This is a genomic window from Neorhizobium sp. PAMB6716 (assembly GCF_058242805.1).
In genome coordinates, this window is sequence record NZ_CM177835.1 from 746777 (window position 1) to 763333 (window position 16557).

General features: G+C 60.4%; 20 protein-coding genes. 9 read left to right on the top strand and 11 right to left on the bottom strand.

Going from position 1 to position 16557, the window contains the following annotated elements; genetic code table 11:
- Positions 1-35: 35 nt before the first annotated feature.
- From AC4CWH_RS03540 to lgt, 4 genes are all read right to left on the bottom strand, one after another.
- The gene (locus AC4CWH_RS03540; protein WP_491284246.1) at positions 36-1187 is read right to left on the bottom strand and encodes a M24 family metallopeptidase; all 1152 of its coding nucleotides are present in this window, start codon (positions 1185-1187) and stop codon (positions 36-38) included.
- Position 1188: 1 nt separating this feature from the next.
- A complete protein-coding gene (gene pgeF / locus AC4CWH_RS03545; protein ID WP_491320411.1) occupies positions 1189-1974 on the bottom strand; it encodes a peptidoglycan editing factor PgeF in 786 nt (261 codons plus the stop codon).
- A 144-nt stretch (positions 1975-2118) separates the two neighbouring features.
- A complete protein-coding gene (locus AC4CWH_RS03550; protein ID WP_491320412.1) occupies positions 2119-3222 on the bottom strand; it encodes a class I SAM-dependent methyltransferase in 1104 nt (367 codons plus the stop codon).
- Between the two features lie 18 nt (positions 3223-3240).
- Positions 3241-4083, bottom strand: a complete 843-nt coding sequence (gene lgt, locus AC4CWH_RS03555; RefSeq protein WP_491320413.1) for a prolipoprotein diacylglyceryl transferase — start codon at positions 4081-4083, stop codon at positions 3241-3243.
- A 338-nt stretch (positions 4084-4421) separates the two neighbouring features.
- On the opposite strand from lgt, the gene AC4CWH_RS03560 reads away from it, so the two are divergent.
- The 4 genes from AC4CWH_RS03560 (at position 4422) to AC4CWH_RS03575 (ending at position 6808) form a co-directional block, all read left to right on the top strand.
- Positions 4422-4682: an accessory factor UbiK family protein gene (locus AC4CWH_RS03560; protein WP_491284250.1), complete on the top strand. Its 261-nt coding sequence runs from the start codon at positions 4422-4424 to the stop codon at positions 4680-4682.
- A 435-nt stretch (positions 4683-5117) separates the two neighbouring features.
- Positions 5118-5618, top strand: coding sequence for a type III secretion system chaperone family protein (locus tag AC4CWH_RS03565; protein WP_491320414.1), 501 nt, complete (start codon positions 5118-5120; stop codon positions 5616-5618).
- Entirely contained in the window at positions 5618-6448 is an 831-nt protein-coding gene (gene proC / locus AC4CWH_RS03570) for a pyrroline-5-carboxylate reductase (protein ID WP_491320415.1), read from the top strand. The genes AC4CWH_RS03565 and proC overlap by 1 nt, the downstream gene beginning before the upstream one ends.
- An 18-nt stretch (positions 6449-6466) precedes the next feature.
- Entirely contained in the window at positions 6467-6808 is a 342-nt protein-coding gene (locus AC4CWH_RS03575; protein WP_491320416.1) for a tRNA-binding protein, read from the top strand.
- A gap of 35 nt (positions 6809-6843) precedes the next feature.
- Here AC4CWH_RS03575 and AC4CWH_RS03580 read toward each other — a convergent pair whose 3' ends face one another.
- The 3 genes from AC4CWH_RS03580 to AC4CWH_RS03590 form a co-directional block, all read right to left on the bottom strand.
- Complete coding sequence (locus tag AC4CWH_RS03580; protein WP_491284254.1) at positions 6844-8229, bottom strand: ATP-binding protein; 1386 nt, start codon at positions 8227-8229, stop codon at positions 6844-6846.
- A 61-nt stretch (positions 8230-8290) separates the two neighbouring features.
- Entirely contained in the window at positions 8291-8995 is a 705-nt protein-coding gene (locus AC4CWH_RS03585; protein WP_491320417.1) for a response regulator, read from the bottom strand.
- 2 nt (positions 8996-8997) lie between these two features.
- On the bottom strand, positions 8998-9465 hold the full coding sequence (locus AC4CWH_RS03590) for a MarR family winged helix-turn-helix transcriptional regulator (protein ID WP_491320418.1): 468 nt from the start codon (positions 9463-9465) through the stop codon (positions 8998-9000).
- Between the two features lie 356 nt (positions 9466-9821).
- Between AC4CWH_RS03590 and AC4CWH_RS03595 the strand changes: the two genes are divergently transcribed.
- Both AC4CWH_RS03595 and AC4CWH_RS03600 read left to right on the top strand, forming a co-directional pair.
- Positions 9822-10004, top strand: a complete 183-nt coding sequence (locus AC4CWH_RS03595; RefSeq protein WP_491320419.1) for a hypothetical protein — start codon at positions 9822-9824, stop codon at positions 10002-10004.
- 72 nt (positions 10005-10076) lie between these two features.
- Positions 10077-10781: an MBL fold metallo-hydrolase gene (locus tag AC4CWH_RS03600; RefSeq protein ID WP_491320420.1), complete on the top strand. Its 705-nt coding sequence runs from the start codon at positions 10077-10079 to the stop codon at positions 10779-10781.
- 131 nt (positions 10782-10912) lie between these two features.
- On the opposite strand, the gene AC4CWH_RS03605 is transcribed toward AC4CWH_RS03600, so the two are convergent.
- The 3 genes from AC4CWH_RS03605 to AC4CWH_RS03615 all read right to left on the bottom strand — a co-directional run bounded on the left by AC4CWH_RS03605 (position 10913) and on the right by AC4CWH_RS03615 (position 12899).
- Positions 10913-11128, bottom strand: a complete 216-nt coding sequence (locus AC4CWH_RS03605) for a cold-shock protein (protein WP_003494703.1) — start codon at positions 11126-11128, stop codon at positions 10913-10915.
- Between the two features lie 422 nt (positions 11129-11550).
- The gene (locus tag AC4CWH_RS03610) at positions 11551-12447 is read right to left on the bottom strand and encodes a DMT family transporter (RefSeq protein WP_491320421.1); all 897 of its coding nucleotides are present in this window, start codon (positions 12445-12447) and stop codon (positions 11551-11553) included.
- Positions 12448-12566: 119 nt separating this feature from the next.
- Positions 12567-12899: a hypothetical protein gene (locus AC4CWH_RS03615; protein ID WP_491320422.1), complete on the bottom strand. Its 333-nt coding sequence runs from the start codon at positions 12897-12899 to the stop codon at positions 12567-12569.
- Between the two features lie 313 nt (positions 12900-13212).
- Between AC4CWH_RS03615 and AC4CWH_RS03620 the strand changes: the two genes are divergently transcribed.
- From AC4CWH_RS03620 to AC4CWH_RS03630, 3 genes are all read left to right on the top strand, one after another.
- Positions 13213-14415, top strand: coding sequence for a pyridoxal phosphate-dependent aminotransferase (locus AC4CWH_RS03620; protein ID WP_491320423.1), 1203 nt, complete (start codon positions 13213-13215; stop codon positions 14413-14415).
- Between the two features lie 104 nt (positions 14416-14519).
- Positions 14520-14792: a type II toxin-antitoxin system Phd/YefM family antitoxin gene (locus AC4CWH_RS03625; protein WP_491320424.1), complete on the top strand. Its 273-nt coding sequence runs from the start codon at positions 14520-14522 to the stop codon at positions 14790-14792.
- Between the two features lie 3 nt (positions 14793-14795).
- Positions 14796-15182, top strand: a complete 387-nt coding sequence (locus AC4CWH_RS03630; RefSeq protein ID WP_491320425.1) for a type II toxin-antitoxin system VapC family toxin — start codon at positions 14796-14798, stop codon at positions 15180-15182.
- 31 nt (positions 15183-15213) lie between these two features.
- Here AC4CWH_RS03630 and AC4CWH_RS03635 read toward each other — a convergent pair whose 3' ends face one another.
- On the bottom strand, positions 15214-16428 hold the full coding sequence (locus AC4CWH_RS03635) for a PQQ-dependent sugar dehydrogenase (RefSeq protein ID WP_491320426.1): 1215 nt from the start codon (positions 16426-16428) through the stop codon (positions 15214-15216).
- Positions 16429-16557 lie beyond the last annotated feature (129 nt).

Genomic DNA, 16557 nt, shown 5'->3' on the forward strand with positions numbered 1-16557 from the left:
ACTCTTTGTATTACTGTAATTCTGTGGATTTTTATTTAACGGGCAAGCATGTCGAGACTATGCCGGGAGAGTGTTTTTGGCGCTTCTTGTGTGGTGAGGTAAGTGTGCCCGAGGGTCATGGCGGCACCGCTGTCGGAATCCATGATGATCATGTGCACGAAGAGCGACATATCAGGCAGGATTTCCTGCGGATTGCCGAGGTGGAACATCTGGTGTTCCATCCAGGAAGGCGAGAAGCGCGCGCCGAGCGAATAACCGCAGGCGTTGAGGCGGTGTCTCGTCAGGCCACGCTCATCGATGATGCGGGCATGGGTGTCGAAGACGTCGCCGAAGGTATGGCCCGGTCGCAAGACCTCCTCGATGGCAAGGATCGTTTCGCGGCAGGCATTGTACAATTCGCGATGGCGGGTGGTTGGTTCGCCGATCAGCACGGTGCGCATCATGGCGGCATGGTAATGCGCGCTGGCACCCGCCCATTCCAGGGTCAGCTGATCCTGGGCGTCCAGGGTCCGGCGTCCGGCCTTGTAGCGGCAGAGCAGCGCGTCGGCGCCGGAACCGATGATGAATTCGTTGGCGGGATAATCGCCGCCGCCTGAGAACACCGCACCCTGCATGGCCGCCAGGATATCCGCCTCGCTGCCGCCGGCTGTGATCAGGGGTAATGCTGCATCCAGCGCATCGTCAGCCAGTACGGCTGCCCGCTCCACATAGGCGATCTCGGCGGCACTTTTTACCAGCCGCAGGCGGCTTACCACATGGGAGGCATCGATGATGTCGCCGAACGTGGACAATTGATTGTCGAGGAGACGGGCGACGCGGCCGGTCATGCCATGCGTGTCATATTCCACGCCGATGCGGCAGCCGAGCAGGTCCATCTCGGAGAGCAGGTTCTTGAGGTCCACCGTCGGATCGGCATTCACCCGGTCGACCCAGATGTGGATGTTCTCGAGGATGGAGGTATGGCGCGCCTGGCGCAGGTCCGCCGAGCGGGTGATCAGCGACATCGTGCCATCGGCCTTCACCACCAGGCACTGGAAGAAACAGTAGCCGAACGTGTCATAGCCGGTCAGCCAGTACATGCTTTCCTGGGCAAACAGCAGCATGGCATCGAGCTTTTCCGCCTGCATGGCGCCAGTCAGGCGCTCCAGCCGGGCGGCATATTCGCTGCGTTCGAAATGCAGGGCCATGTTATTCCTCCATGATTGCGATGGCCGATATCTGGCGCCCGTAGTCCGGCTCGCCGGCATGGGTGGTGCGGCGATAGGAAAAGAAGCGCTGAGAATCGGGATAGGTGTCCATATCGAGGTTTTCCGCTGTAACGCCTGCATCGCGCAGGCGCTCTGTGGTCAGCCCCGGAAGATCGAACTGGTAATGTCCGGCCTTTTGCGAGGGCGAGAAGAAGGCGGCAAAGCGCTGATCTTCATCCATGAACCGCGCAAAAAATTCCGGGCCGACCTCATAACTTGCCTGTGCGATCGATGGGCCGAGGCAGGCGAGGATAGCCTGGCGTTCGGCGCCAAGCGCGATCATCGCGGCAATGGTGTTTTCGGCAACGCCATAAAGCGCGCCCTTCCAGCCGGCATGGGCAGCGCCAATCACCCGGTTTTTCGGATCGGCAAACAGGATGGGGCCGCAATCGGCGGCAAGCACACCCAGCACCACGCCCGGCGTTGCCGTCACCAGCGCATCGGCATTCGGGCGCTCGCCGGCATAAGCAGCATCAACGGTCATAACATCCGGAGAATGGACCTGGTTGACGGTGGCAAGGCGCTCCAGCGGCTGGCCGAAATAGGCAGCCACCCGGCGCCGGTTTTCCACCACGTCGTCGCGCATGTCACGCGAGCCGAGCCCGACATTCAAGCCTTCGTAGATGCCCTTCGATACGCCGCCCTGGCGCGTGAAAAACCCGTGGCGAATGCCATCCTGGGTGCATCGAGCCAGCAAGGGGCTCTCGATCGGCGTTGGATCCTGCATGGGCTTGAAATCTGTCCGTCTCTGGGAGGTGAAGGATGGTGCGCTGCGCCGGCAGGGCGCAGTGTCGCGGGCGCCCGGCTGCTTCGTTTTCGAAGCAGAATGTGGACCGGGGGCCGGCGCGATGTCAACCGTGGAGCGGCCGCGTCAGTCGCGGACAGGGCGGAACGGCGCAAGCGTCACGGCGGGACTGGAGACGGCCATGACCTTGAAAAGCTCGCCCATCCGGCCTTCGCCGGCATTGGCGAGACGGTCGACGGAAACGCCGATGGCGCGCTGTTCTGCCTCGCTTTTGCCGCGCGCCAGCTTTGCGGCCCGTTCGCCAAGTCCAAGCCCATAGAGGAAGTCGCCCTGATGCAGGCAGCCGTTGATGCGGATGCCGGTGCTACGTGCAATGCGCGCCAGATCCTCGAAATCGACGTGGCTCGTCAGGTCCGCATCGCCGGGATGGGCAAGCGGCGGGTCATAATCGTGGCGCAGCACAGCCTGCAGCGTGTCGCCGAAATTTGTCACCATATGCCCGTAGTCGATAATGACGGCGGTGCCGCCATCCCGTTTCAGGCGGTCGCAGAGCGTGCTCATCACCGCCTGGCGGGCGGGAGATATCTCAAAGATCGCGCCGTCGCGTTCCGAACCGTGAGAGGAGGGCAGGAGGGCTGGATCAAGTGTGGCCATGCCGATGCCGAACGACAGGCCACCATCCGCGTCGAGGCCGACCATACGTTCGCGAAAACCGGTCGGTGTCTTGACGAACTGGCGGATCGGAATGGCGTCGAACAGCTCGTTTGCGGCAATCAGCGTAAATCCGCCGGGGACGTCCTCAAAAGCCCAATGCCAGGTGATCTTGGCGGAATAGGCTTCGAGCGTGACACGCTGCACACCGCGCAGGCGGTCGCTGGTTTCCACGAGATGAACGCTCAGCGCCTCATGCAGGGCCGGCGCCAATTTCGCGATGGCACGCAGCATGTCGAGCATCATCGTGCCGCGGCCGGGGCCGATTTCCACGAGGTTGACCGGCGTCGGTTTGCCGTGCTGCTGCCAGGCATGCACCATGAAAATGCCAAGCATCTCGCCGAACAACTGGCTGATCTCGGGGGCTGTCACAAAATCGCCATTGCGGCCGAAGGGCTCGCGTGTGCGATAATAGCCATGGTCGGGATCTGCCAGGCAAAGGGCGAAATAGTCGGTTACGCTGATCGGGCCGTTTGCCCGGATAAGGTTCTTGATCTTGTCTGCAAGTGGCGTGGTCACGGAAGCCTCGTCCTCGCGTCAGATATGTGCGGCGGCACGGCGGCCGCGCCAGATGGAAACAACGCCGATCAGCAGCATCGGAACCGAAAGGACCATGCCCATGGTCAGCCAGCCGAAGGCGAGATAACCGAGCTGTGGATCCGGCTCCCGGAAGAATTCGACGAAAATGCGCGACAATGCGTAACCGCAGACGAAAACGCCACAGACGACGCCGGGAGTTCTGAGCGCCTTCAGGCCATGCGTCATCAATCTGAGAATGATCAATAACACGATTCCCTCAAGTAGCGCTTCATAAAGCTGGCTTGGATGGCGGGCAAAGGGTCCGCCGGTCGGAAACACCACCGCCCAGGGCACATCGCTGATGCGGCCCCACAGTTCGCCATTGATGAAATTGGCGATGCGGCCGAAGAACAGGCCGAAGGGGGCAACCGTTGCCACCAGATCAAACAGGCTCCAGACGGCAATACCGTTGCGGCGGGCAAACAGGATCATCGCAATCGTCGTGCCGATCAGCCCGCCATGGAAGGACATGCCGCCGTTCCAGATCTGCAGCGCGCGGATGGGATTTTCGACGACGGCCGGCAGATCATAGAACAGGATATAACCGATGCGGCCGCCGAGCACGATGCCGGCTGCCACCCAGACGAGGAAATCGTCTAGCTTTTCCTTAGATGTCGGCGCCATGCCCGCCGGCCAGAGATCGGGCCGCGACACCAGCGCGCGCGCATAAAACCAGCCGAGGAAAATGCCGGCGACATAAGCCAGTCCATACCAGTGAACCGAAAGCGGGCCGATGGAAAACGCAATCGGATCGATATTCGGAAAAGGCATGATGGCGAGGAAAGATGATGGTGAATACAAGGTTTAATATCCCTCGGCCGATGTGCCGTATCGGGCGGGAACATGACTTTCCGCCCTCGACCGGTCAAGGCCTAACTGATTTCCGGACCGAACGATACGCTCGAAAAACATAACAAAACCACCGCAATAGAAGAATTCGGGTGCTGTTGCCTCAAGGTTTTGCAAAAAGGAATGCCTCCCAAGGCCACCGCTTCTTGCCCATCCTCTTCGAGCGTGAAGTGGGACGAATTGCGGCAAGGGGCGCGAATCTCCTTGCAAGGAGGCAGGCCACACCCTACCTCGTCAGGAGTTAACAGACAGGTCGCCGCGCTGCGGCGCATCAACGGGAGATCGAGGCAATGTCGACCGGAACGAACCGCATGATGGATGAATTCGCGCGACTGATGACCGATGCCGCAGGTGCGGCCCAGGGCGTGCGTCGCGAAGTGGAAACGGCTTTCCAGGCGCAGGCAGAACGGTTTCTCAACAATATGGATCTCGTTCGCCGTGAGGAATTCGACGTGGTGCGCGAAATGGCCATCAAGGCACGAGACGAAAACGATGCGCTGAAGGCTCGTCTTGAGGCGCTCGAAGCAAAGCTTGCCGCAAGCAACAGCTGATATTTACCCTATTCTACGGCAATACCACGCGGTGCTTCCAAAACGAGGCGCCGCGTTTTCTTTTTGGGCTTGACGGCTTTCCTAAAAAGTTTGTCCCGGGATTTTTACAGCCTGTGGACACAGCCGAAAAACTCTGCCCGCAGAGTCGTTTAACCGCCGTGGCTGATCTCCCGAACGAAGCGTCGATGTGAGTCGTCCCCGCAAAAACGGGGTGCGGGGGCTGGTGCTGGGACTCGCTCCCTATACACTGATTTTAAATGATGATTCGAAACGACGACCGAACGATCCGCAGGCTCTTTTCCATGAGCCTTCCCGTTTCGGCCGGCGGGACGATCATCGAAGAGTTTGGTTTTCCGGGTCAGTGTCCGCGTTCATCCCTCATGTTTCTCAAAGCAAACACGCATGTCGCTATCATTCCGGTTGAGAAGGTGCCGTATGAGCCTCTTAGAGATGCAGATTGAACGTCATTCGAACCCGGTTGATATGATCGAGTTCGTCGCAGACTCCAATGACTGGACGTTCGAGCGGTCGGGCGAAGACGAAATCGCCATGACAGTCGCCGGCCACTGGACCGATTATCACGTATCCTTCTCGTGGATGGAAGAGTTCGAGGCGCTGCATCTGGCCTGCGCCTTTGACCTCAAGGTCTCCGACCAGCGCGCCAACGAGGTGATCCGGCTTCTGTCGCATGTCAACGGGCAGGTGCTGATGGGCCATTTCGATCTCTGGCGCCAGGAAGACGTGGTGATCTTCCGCCAGTCGCTGCTTCTGGCCGGTGGTGCCGAACCCAACAACCAGCAGGTCGAGGTGCTTCTCTCAAGCGCGCTCGAAGCTTGCGAAACCTATTATCAGGCCTTCCAGTTCGTCGTCTGGTCGGGCATGGAAGCCAAGGCCGCCATGGATGCGGTTCTGTTTGAGACCGTGGGTGAGTGCTGATGTCGGTTTCTGTCTCTGAAGTCTCGTCGCCGCTGGTGGTGCTGGTCGGTGCGGGAAACATGGGCGGCGCCATGCTGTCTGGCTGGCTGAAGAGCGGCGTGCCCGGCGCCTCGGTGCTGGTCATCGATCCGGGTCCATCGGAGGCGATGATCGCCGAGATCAACAATGCCGGCGCCCGCCATGAAACCTCTGTCCCCGCGGCTGTAAAGGCCGGCATCCTGTTTCTCGCCGTCAAGCCACAGGTGATGGAAGCGGTGCTGCCGCAGCTAGCATCGCTTGTCGGGCCGGATACGGTTGTGGTTTCGGTGGCAGCCGGCAAGACGCTTGCCTTCCTGCAAAGCTATCTTGGCGATGGCGCCATGGTGCGCGCCATGCCCAACACGCCGGCGATGATCGGCCGTGGCGTCACGGGCGCCTATGGCAATGACAAGGTGTCGGAGGCGCAGCGCAAGGCCGTGCATGACCTGTTGAAGGTCAGCGGCCCGGTGGAGTGGGTGGCAGCCGAGAGCGATATTGATGCGGTCACTGCCGTGTCGGGCAGCGGACCGGCCTATGTCTTTTATCTGGTGGAATGCATGGCGGAAGCCGGGCGCAAGCTGGGCCTTCCCGCGGATCTGGCCATGCGGCTGGCGCGCGAAACCGTGTCTGGTGCCGGCGAGTTGCTGAACCGCTCGACCGAGGAGGCCGCGCGGCTTCGCCAGAACGTGACCTCGCCCGGAGGCACGACGGCGGCAGCTTTGGCCGTGCTGATGGCTGATGATGGCATGCAGCCTCTGTTTGATGCCGCACTCAAGGCCGCGCGCGACCGCGCCGAGGAACTGGGACGCTGATTTCTGTGGGAGTGAAGCATGGCTGACGAGATCACCTGGGGCGATTTCGAAAAGGTCGATATCCGTGTCGGCACCATTGTCGAGGCGGAAGCGTTTCCAGAGGCGCGCAAGCCCGCCTACAAGCTGAAGATCGATTTCGGTCCCGAGATCGGTCTGAAACGCTCGTCCGCCCAGATCACCGTGCATTATACGCCGGAGACGCTGATTGGCCGACAGGTGCTCGGCGTCGTCAATTTCCCACCCCGCCAGATCGGCCCCGTCCGCTCCGAAGTGCTGACGCTCGGTTTTGCCGATGAAAACGGCGATATCGTGCTGACCGCTGTGGAACGTCCGGTGCCGAACGGCATGAAGATGATGTGAGACGGCGCGTCTCCCGCCTGTTTCGCTGACGACCCTTAAGCCGGCACCCGCACCACAGCGCGCAATCCGCCTGACGGGCTGTCTCCCAGCGTCACGTTGCCGCCATGGGCGCGGGCGATATCGCGGGCAATGGCAAGGCCAAGGCCGGTGCCGGAAGCATCCAGATTGCGCGCCTCGTCCAACCGGTAGAAGGGCTTGAATACATCCTCGCGCGATTGTTCGGGAATGCCGGGGCCATCATCGTCAAAGGTCAGTGTCAGCCATTTGGAATTGTGGCGGGCTTCCACATGCAGGCTGTTGGCATAACGGCGGGCATTGGAGGCGAGGTTGCCGACCAGCCGCATGAAGGCGCCGGGACGCACGGACAGAAGATCCTCCCCCTCGACGCGAAACGTCATCGTCTTGCCATGCAGCTCGAAATCGGCGCGCATCTTTTCGAGAAGTTCGCTGAGCTTCAGCTCGCCGAAATCCTCCGCCGCCTCGTTGCGGGCAAAGGCGAGATACCCCTCCAGCATGCTCTGCATGTCATCCACATCGGTACCCATGCCGGCAAGATCCGGATTGTCGCCGGCGAGCGCCAGTTGCAGCTTGAAGCGGGTGAGGATGGTGCGCAGGTCATGGCTGATACCGGTCAGCATGGCGGTGCGCTGTTCCATCTGGCGCTCGATGCGCTCGCGCATCTGGATGAAGGCGATGCCGGCACGGCGGATCTCGTCAGCGCCACGCGGCACGAAGGGGGCGGGCATCTTCTGCCCCTTGCCAAAACTTTCGGCGGCATCCGCCAGTGCCAGGATCGGGCGGATCTGGCCACGCAGGAACAGGATGGAAATGCCGATCAGCAGCAGCGACGTGCCGAACATCCAGACGAGGAAGATGTGGGTGTTCGACGCGTAGGTCTGGTTACGAATGGTAAAGACGCGCAGAACCTTGTCGCCGAGCTGGATGCGGATTTCCACAAGCCGGCTGTCGCCCACCGTATCGATCCAGAAGGGCAGGCGGATCTGCTGGTTGATCTGGTCGGCAAGAATATCATCGAGGATCGAGAAGAACGGTTTTGAGCGCGGCGGCGGCAGCTGGCCGCCCGGTTCGATGGATATATTCAGGGACAGCGTTTCGCGCGCGATGCGGATGATCTGCTGATAATTGTCCTCCGGCGGCGGATAGGTGCGGATGACCTCGATGATGGCGGCAATATCCCGGGTGACGGCCTGCGACAGGCGCTCGGTGACCAGCCGCCAGTGGCGCTCCATGAAGACGGCAGCCACCACGGTCTGCAGCAGAAGCATCGGAATGATGACGATCAGCACCGAGCGCAGGTAAAGGCCGGTTGGCATGCGCCGCTTCAGCCAACGGCCGAGCAAGGTCCAGCCTGGCGGCTTCACCCTGCCGATATCGCGCCCGATCCTGTCGAAAATCGCCATCCTGTCTCTCTCGGCCGGCGCTGCGGCCGCCTGTTGCGGGCAGCCCTTGAAGGCTGCGACCTCAATCGATGCTCAGACGGTACCCGATGCCGCGCACGGTTTGAAGATAGATGGGGTTTGCCGGATCGTCCTCGATCTTGCGGCGCAGCCGGTTGATCTGCACGTCGATGGTACGCTCGCCCACTTCCGCATCATCGCCGATCAACTCGTGGCGGGGAATGGTGTCGCCGGCGCGCAGCGCAAACAGCAGCATGATGTCCTGTTCGCGATCGGTCAGGCGAATGGTTTCGGCCGCTCGTCGCAGCTCTTTTTTGGCAATGGAAAAGGTAAACGGGCCAAACATCACCTGGTCGATCTTCGGCGTATCCGGATTGCTGTTGCGGCGCAGGATGTTGTTGATGCGCAGCACCAGTTCGCGCGGGTCGAACGGTTTTGGCAGATAGTCGTCGGCGCCGGCCTGCAGCCCCTCGATGCGCGATTCGGCCTCGGCCCGCGCGGTCAAAAGAATAATCGGGATGGCCCGCTTGTCACGCAGCGACTGGGTGAGCGAGATGCCGGTTTCGCCCGGCATCATGACGTCGAGGATGATGAGGTCGAACTCCAGCCCCTCCAGCTTGCGCCGGGCTTCAGCCGCATCGCTTGCGCCGGTGACGCGAAAACCCTGCTCCCGCAGGTAGCGGTGCAAAAGGTCGCGGATGCGGGTGTCGTCATCCACCACCAGCAGGTGGGCCGCATCGTCCAGCAGAGATACCGGGTTGTTCCCCATGTTCAATCGACCTCGTTTTCGACAGGTGTGAGCCCTTCGGCCCGCCCGCGCATGGAGCGCAGGAAATGGATCACTCCATCGCGCTGCTCCGGCGTCAGGTTTGAAAGCGCCGAGCATATGCGGCTCGATTGCGGCTCCGACAGGGCAAGCGCCAGTTCGCGCCCGGCAAGGGTTGGATAGAGACGCCGCTGCCGGCGATCCTTGGCACCCGCCATCTGGCGAATATAACCGCTATCGATCAACTGCTTCAGCACCCGCGCCAGGCTTTGTTTGGTAATCTGCAGCGTATCCAGAAGGTCCGTCACCATCATGCCCGGCTGCCGGCAGACAAAATAGACCACGCGGTGGTGGGCCCGCCCCATGCCGATCTTTTCAAGGATGGCATCGGGATCGGAAATGAAATCGCGATAGGCAAAGAAAAACAGCTCGATGGTTTCGAAGTCGATCTTGCTTTCATCGACAGCAGGCATCGGCGGCTGGACCTTTTTGAGGGCTTTCCCAGACGAGACCGGTGGCACCAGGCGTTCCTCTTCAAGCGGCGGTGCGGCAGGGTGGCAAGGCGACCGTTTGGAAGGCCCTGCCGTGTTGCCGTCACCGCGACGTATTTCATGCAGGTTTGATAAAGCGCGAAGTGCTTCAACAATCAACATCAATGTGCATGACCGCCGCTTGTCGTCCCCACGCAAAAAATGCTCAGAGACGTGTTCATCCGCTTCATCCGTCACAAAGAAGACGCAAGTACCAACCAAACAGACCATCGTTGCAAGACGACGGAACCTTTGCCGCCCCTGTCCGTTGCGAGGCACAGGGAAACAGGAATTATAACATGAGCTTATCCACAATCGACGGCCCTGTGCAGACAGACGGCAAAATGTCCCTCTCGCATCCGCTGCGTCCGGTTCTCGTCACCGTTTTCGCGCTGAAATTTGCCGTGGCAAGTCTGCTCGTCGCCAGTGCCTGCCTTGCGCCCTCCGTCGGTGCCGAAAGCCGCTATTCCGTTTCGGATTGATTTTGCCGGGTGGCCGGGGAAGGCAAGGCGGGTATAGTGGGTCTTCCTTCATCCCCAACCCGACGAGGCTTCATGGGCATGCTTCAAGCCGGTATCATTCCGGTTACCCCCTTCCAGCAGAACTGCACGCTTCTTTTTGATGCCGACACCAAACAGGGCGTCGTGATCGATCCGGGCGGCGATGTCGATCGTATCATCGAGGTTGCCGCGCAGCAGGGCGTGACGATTTCGGAAATCTGGATCACCCACGGTCATATCGACCATGCCGGCGGTGCAGACGAGTTGCGCGAGAAGACCGGCGCTTCGGTCATCGGCCCGCATGCCGACGACAAGCCGTTGCTCGACGTTCTCGATACACGCGGTGCGGCCTTCGGTTATACCGTTCCGGCGCGCAAGCTGGTTCCCGACCAGTTTCTGAACGAGGGCGATGTGGTGGCGCTCGGCGATCACCGGTTCGAGGTGCTGCATTGCCCGGGTCATGCGCCGGGTCATGTGATCTTCGTCAACCGCGACATGAATTTCACCATCATGGGCGATGTTCTGTTTAACGGATCTATCGGTCGCACCGATCTGCCAGGCGGCAACCACCAGCAATTGCTCGACAGTATTCGCGACAAGGTTCTGCCGCTCGGCGACGAGATGGGCTTTATCTGCGGCCATGGTCCCGGCAGCCGGATTGGCGATGAGCGCCGCAGCAATCCCTTTCTGCAGGGCATCGGGGCGCCGCGCACGCAGCCCACATCAGGCGCTGACAAGGACGACGGCGCCAAGCGTTGATTTTTTGCGCCCGCCGGATCACAGCCCGGTTTCGCCTCTCTTGCCGGAAATTTCTGGCAAGCAGAGCGCAGTACAAAAAAACCCGGCATTCCTGCCGGGCTTCAACTCGAAGTAAAAAACCGTAACGAGACTTAGCCGGCAATCTGCAGATTGACTGCCTTGGGGCCTTTGCCGCGACGATCCGGTTCCGTGTCGAAGCTTACTTTCTGGTTTTCTGAAAGTCCGGACAGGCCCGAAGCCTGTACCGCGGAGATATGGACGAAGATATCTGCTCCGCCATTGTCAGGCTTGATAAAGCCGAAGCCCTTGTCGGTATTGAAGAATTTTACAGTGCCAGTTTCGGCCATGCATCAGGTCCTTTTTCCTCTGTCCGTGTTCAGCGGCGGACAGCATCACGATATTTGCCCAAGAAGGGCAGGCGGCAGGCATTTCGAAAATTGAGGAAAGGGGCCCGTATTTACCGCGCGAGACAAAGAAAAGATCATCATGATCCTTGCTGCATCCCCCGCCCGGAAGTTTTGGCGCTTCCGAAACGCTTCATTATAGCTCTTCCCATGCTCGCAAATTGCCCGAACCAACACAGAGTGCTGCGTTTGACGCAAATTGGCAAGAAAAAGTTTTCTGACGCGAATGGGCAACACCAAACGGGCGTTTCGTCCTTCTGAGGAAATCCGGTGTCCGGTTGCCGCAAGGGGTGAAAAGGCCGCAACTTCAACGGCCTCGCCGGTGGCGAATCAGGTCTCGTCGGGCAAGATTGCGGCCGTTCAGGCTAGAGCGCTTTGGCGATGCCGCGGCGCTTTAGCAGTTCGGGAACCAGTTCAACGATCAGCATGGCAGCAAAGATAAGCCCGCAGCCGAAATAGCCGATGGGCGGCAACGTTTCACCCAGGAGCAAGGCACCAAAAAAGGCGCCGAACAGGGCCTCTGACGACAGAAAGATCGCCGCCTGTGGCGCTGTCGTATAACGCTGACCGATGACCTGCAGCACGAAGGCAAGGCCCGAGGAAATCAGGCCGACATAAAGAATTTCTGCAAGCGAACCGGAGATGGCCTCAAACGACACCGGTTCGACGAAAATGCCGATGGCAAGCGCTGCAACCGCGCAGACGGCAAATTGCGTCGCAGACAGCGCCAGCGGTCGCTGCGACCGGCTGACGAAATGGCCGGCCAGCACGATCTGCAGGCCCCAGAAGCCGGCGCAGGTGATGCTCCAGAGATCGCCGGTGGAGACAGAAGCCACATCGCCGCCGCCGAGCAGGAAGATGCCGACAAGGGCCATCAGCGCCACGGGCCAGATGATCCAGTGCGGATATCGCCGGAAGATGAGGATGGAGATCACCGGCACGAAGACGACGTAGAGGCCGGTCAGGAAGCTTGAATTGGTGACGGTTGTGGTTTGCAGGCCGATTTGCTGGGTTATCGCGCCGCCGAAAAGGGCAAGGCCGACCAGAAGGAAGTCTGCCATGTCGCGACGGGCCGGTTTGCTGCCGATGCGTTTGGCTTCGATGACCGCGAAGGGCAGGACGGCAAGCGCTGCGATGGCAAATCTGAGGCCGACGAACCAGAAGGGGCCGATGCTTGCCATGGCTGTCGATTGCGCCACGAACCCGCCACCCCAGATGGCGGCCGCAAGAAGAAGCACCAGGTTCGCCTGCAAGCGCGTCATGTCGAAATCCGTGAAAGGTTAAGCCGGGCGCGGGTTTCGCCACGGCGGCTGCCTATCAGGTGGTAACGGCAGGCTCAAGCTTTTCGATGCAGGCGATTCGCAAAGGTGGCAATGAAGCCTCAGGAATGATGGATGCGGCGGCCGTCGGCCTTGGTCCTTTGGCTTGCAGCCAGTCCGCGAAAACTCAGTCTCCAGAGCCCGGCTGCCGCCACGCAGAAGACCAGCGTCAGCGCGCCGAAAATCAGCCGCTGATCGCCGGCGGCATCGCTCTGCAGGAGAAGCTGTGGGGTTACCACCTGCGACAGGGAGGAAATGTCCTGCGCACTGGCCGTGCCGACCAGCGCCAGCATCATCAGCACGCAGGCCGCAAGGGCCGTCACGGCAACCCACAAACTGCCGCTCAGGCGGCGTGTCCGGATGCGGGCCGTGGCCTCTTCGTCGTCCAGAAACATGGGGCAGTCCTCTCAAGGCGTCGTCGATAGGGTAAGAAGACCTCTGGAAAGCGACGTCACAACGACGGGATTGCGGCAGTCGGCGGCAATTATTGTGGCGAAAACAAGGCGTTACGGGCAAGGCATCGCAAGGTGCGGATAGTGCCGGTTGCCGCCGTTGAAATAACACGCGAATTCGTGTTTTGCCGCGCGTTGCAAGAAAGACGCACGTGCCGGCTTTTCGGCCTTGAAACAGGCGGCTTTCTTCGACATAGAACCTGACGGCAAAGCCGAGCCGGCCTGCCGTTTTTAACAGCTTCAGGACATTATCATCATGGCCTTTCTTGCCGATGCACTTTCCCGCGTAAAGCCGTCCGCCACCATTGCCGTTTCGCAGAAAGCCCGCGAACTGAAAGCCAAGGGCCGCGACGTGATCGGGCTTGGTGCCGGCGAACCGGATTTCGATACGCCTGATAATGTCAAGCAGGCCGCCATCGACGCGATCAACCGCGGCGAAACGAAGTACACGCCGGTTTCGGGCATTCCGCAGCTGCGCGAAGCCATCGCCAAGAAGTTCAAGCGCGAGAACAATCTCGATTACACCGCAGCCCAGACCATCGTCGGCACCGGCGGCAAGCAGATCCTGTTCAACGCTTTCATGGCAACGCTGAACGCCGGCGATGAAGTGATCATTCCGGCGCCTTACTGGGTGTCCTACCCGGAAATGGTGGCGCTGTGCGGTGGCACGCCCGTTATCGTCTCTGCCACGCAGGAAAACAATTTTAAGCTCCAGCCGGCCGATCTCGAAAAGGCGATCACCGACAAGACCAAGTGGTTCATCTTCAACTCGCCGTCCAACCCGTCGGGTGCGGCCTACAGCCATGACGAGCTGAAGGCGCTGACCGATGTGCTGGTCAAGTATCCGCATGTCTGGGTTCTCACCGACGACATGTACGAGCACCTGACGTTTGGTGATTTCAAGTTTGCGACGCCGGTTGAAGTGGAGCCGAAGCTTTATGACCGCACGCTGACCATGAACGGCGTCTCGAAAGCCTATGCGATGACCGGCTGGCGTATCGGTTATGCAGCCGGCCCGCTGGAGCTGATCAAGGCCATGGACATGATCCAGGGCCAGCAGACCTCGGGCGCCTCCTCGATTGCCCAGTGGGCCGCCGTGGAAGCCCTGAACGGCCCGCAGGATTTCGTCGCCAAGAACAAGGCGATCTTCGAAGGCCGCCGCGATCTCGTCGTTTCCATGCTGAACCAGGCCAAGGGCATTTCCTGCCCGAACCCGGAAGGCGCCTTCTACGTCTATCCGTCCTGCGCTGGCCTGATCGGCAAGACGGCACCCTCGGGCAAGGTCATCGAGACCGACGAGGATTTCGTCACCGAACTTCTGGAAACCGAAGGCGTGGCCGTCGTCCACGGTTCGGCATTCGGCCTTGGCCCCAACTTCCGCATCTCCTACGCCACCTCGGAAGACCTGCTGGAAGAAGCCTGCCGCCGCATCCAGCGCTTCTGCAACGCCTGCAAGTAAGCACGGCTGTCAGCATTTAGAGAAGGGCTCGCCAGTGATGGCGGGCCCTTTTGTCGTTGAGGGTCCTTGTTGACGATTTCACGCTCCAAGCGTACATTTTCACCATGAAAACCGTCTCCATTCGCGAAGCTCAGGATCGTTTTAACGAACTCGCACAGGATGTCGAGAAAGGCGAAACCGTGACCGTGACCCGCAACGGCAAGCCGGTGTTCGATCTGGTGCCACGTGAGGGTGCGATCCAGAAGAAGGGCGGGATCGATTGGGAGGCAGGGCAGGCCTATTTGCGCTCCATCGGGGTCACCGATCCATTCCCCTTTATCGCCGATGACTTTGACGATCCGCTTCCCGAGGACTTCCTTCTCCGTCCTCTGCCGTAAACCATGGGTCTCTTGCTGGATACCCATTTCGTCATAGCCTTCCTACGGAAGACATTTCCGACCGACTTTCCCCAGATGCATCGGGTTCTCTCAGGAAGGGCCGATGTGGTCTATGTCTCCGTTGCAAGCCTCTGGGAAATTGCCATCAAGCACAGGTTGGGCAAGCTGGAAATTGACATGCCTCTTGAGCGCATGCCGGAAAGCCTTAAAGCCAGTGGCCTGACAATGCTTCCTATTGCCATAGAACACGTCCTGACCGTCGCTCAGCCCGAGCCACCAACGCGTGATCCGTTCGACCGGCTTCTGCTTGCCCAGGCGCAGGTCGAAAACCTGCAATTGGTCACGATTGACCGGGCGCTTGTCGATCACCCGCTGGCGTTCCGGTTTTGATCGGCATACCGAAACGCCTGCGGATGAGTGGTTAAGCCTTCGTCAGCCTGATGATGGTCGATTCTCCGCCGCCGCGTTGTTCGGTGACGGCATAAACGGCACCATCGGGGCCGACCTTGACGTCGCGGATGCGGGCGTTGAGCGGAACGCGTTCCTCATGCTTCACCCGGTCGTTTTCCATGTGCAGCACGACGACGCCCTGGCTGACCAGTCCGCCGACGAGGAAGGCGCCCTTCCATTCTGGGATGGCATCGCCATCGTAAAAGGCCATGCCGGAGGGGGCGATGACAGGATCCCAATAATAGACCGGCTGTTCGGTCTCGGCCATCTGGGTGATGCCCTTGCCAACCGGCGCGCCGCTATATTCGATGCCGTAAGTGACTTCCGGCCAGCCATAGTTCTTGCCCGCTTCCGGACGGTTCAACTCGTCGCCACCCCGCGGGCCGTGCTCTACCAGCCAGAAACGCCCCTCGTTATCCACTGTCGAGGACTGCACATTGCGATGGCCCAGGGACCATATTTCCGGCAAAGCGTTCTGCTGGCCAACGAAGGGATTATCCGGCAGCGCCTTGCCTTCCTGAGTGATGCGGAACACCTTGCCGAGGCCGCTGTCGAGATCCTGCGCCTGCACGCGCGGTTCGCTGTCGGAGCGTTCGCCGACGGTCACGTAAAGCTCGCCATTGGATCCGAAGGCGAGGCGGGATCCGAAATGCTTGTTGCCGTCATAACCGGGCATCTGGCGGAAGATCACCGTGACATCTTCCAGCCTGCCGCCGCCTTGGTCATCCGGCACAAGACGCGCGGAAGCGACAGACGTGCCATTGCCATCCTCACGTTCCTCGGAAAACGAGAAGAAGATTTTCGCCGAGCTTTCATAGTCGGGCGCAAGCGCCACATCGAGCAGTCCGCCCTGGCCCCCTGCCAGCACTTTTGGTACGCCGGCAATCGCAGGCCCTGCCTTGCCGTCACTGACGATATGCATGGCGCCCTGTTTGGCGGTCACCAGAATGCGCCCGTCCGGCAGGAACTCCATCGCCCAAAGATGCGGCAGTCCCTCAGCCACCGTTTCCGTCTTGATCTGAGCCATGGCTGCAGGCTGAGAGGCGCGTGTCTGGCCTTGAAACTGCGGTTCCTGGCTCGGCGCATTGGGCGGTTTGGTTTCCGCAGGCTGCCCTTGCGCATAAGCGGGCAGGGCGGCAGCGCCGGCAAGGATCGATCCGGCGATCAGAAGGCTGAACGATTTCATGGTCTTCTCCCAGTTTGCAAAGTCTGCGCCAGCGACCCAATGATCGTGGCACCCTCGCTCACCATGTAGGGTGGCTGGGAGAAATGACCGCACAAGTGACGTTCAAGTTTGCTTTATCCGCATTTGATC

Excerpts from the sequence above, each read along its gene's own strand:
- AC4CWH_RS03560 (WP_491284250.1), top strand. The coding sequence starts at position 4,422 with ATGTCGACCGGAACGAACCGCATGATGGATGAATTCGCGCGACTGATG.
- pgeF (WP_491320411.1), bottom strand. The coding sequence starts at position 1,974 with ATGCAGGATCCAACGCCGATCGAGAGCCCCTTGCTGGCTCGATGCACC.
- AC4CWH_RS03540 (WP_491284246.1), bottom strand. The coding sequence starts at position 1,187 with ATGGCCCTGCATTTCGAACGCAGCGAATATGCCGCCCGGCTGGAGCGC.
- proC (WP_491320415.1), top strand. The coding sequence starts at position 5,618 with ATGTCGGTTTCTGTCTCTGAAGTCTCGTCGCCGCTGGTGGTGCTGGTC.
- AC4CWH_RS03605 (WP_003494703.1), bottom strand. The coding sequence starts at position 11,128 with ATGGCCGAAACTGGCACTGTAAAATTCTTCAATACCGACAAGGGCTTC.
- AC4CWH_RS03590 (WP_491320418.1), bottom strand. The coding sequence starts at position 9,465 with ATGCCTGCTGTCGATGAAAGCAAGATCGACTTCGAAACCATCGAGCTG.
- AC4CWH_RS03620 (WP_491320423.1), top strand. The coding sequence starts at position 13,213 with ATGGCCTTTCTTGCCGATGCACTTTCCCGCGTAAAGCCGTCCGCCACC.
- AC4CWH_RS03635 (WP_491320426.1), bottom strand. The coding sequence starts at position 16,428 with ATGAAATCGTTCAGCCTTCTGATCGCCGGATCGATCCTTGCCGGCGCT.
- AC4CWH_RS03580 (WP_491284254.1), bottom strand. The coding sequence starts at position 8,229 with ATGGCGATTTTCGACAGGATCGGGCGCGATATCGGCAGGGTGAAGCCG.
- AC4CWH_RS03585 (WP_491320417.1), bottom strand. The coding sequence starts at position 8,995 with ATGGGGAACAACCCGGTATCTCTGCTGGACGATGCGGCCCACCTGCTG.
- AC4CWH_RS03610 (WP_491320421.1), bottom strand. The coding sequence starts at position 12,447 with ATGACGCGCTTGCAGGCGAACCTGGTGCTTCTTCTTGCGGCCGCCATC.
- AC4CWH_RS03595 (WP_491320419.1), top strand. The coding sequence starts at position 9,822 with ATGAGCTTATCCACAATCGACGGCCCTGTGCAGACAGACGGCAAAATG.
- AC4CWH_RS03600 (WP_491320420.1), top strand. The coding sequence starts at position 10,077 with ATGGGCATGCTTCAAGCCGGTATCATTCCGGTTACCCCCTTCCAGCAG.
- AC4CWH_RS03575 (WP_491320416.1), top strand. The coding sequence starts at position 6,467 with ATGGCTGACGAGATCACCTGGGGCGATTTCGAAAAGGTCGATATCCGT.
- AC4CWH_RS03630 (WP_491320425.1), top strand. The coding sequence starts at position 14,796 with ATGGGTCTCTTGCTGGATACCCATTTCGTCATAGCCTTCCTACGGAAG.
- AC4CWH_RS03615 (WP_491320422.1), bottom strand. The coding sequence starts at position 12,899 with ATGTTTCTGGACGACGAAGAGGCCACGGCCCGCATCCGGACACGCCGC.
- AC4CWH_RS03565 (WP_491320414.1), top strand. The coding sequence starts at position 5,118 with ATGAGCCTCTTAGAGATGCAGATTGAACGTCATTCGAACCCGGTTGAT.
- AC4CWH_RS03625 (WP_491320424.1), top strand. The coding sequence starts at position 14,520 with ATGAAAACCGTCTCCATTCGCGAAGCTCAGGATCGTTTTAACGAACTC.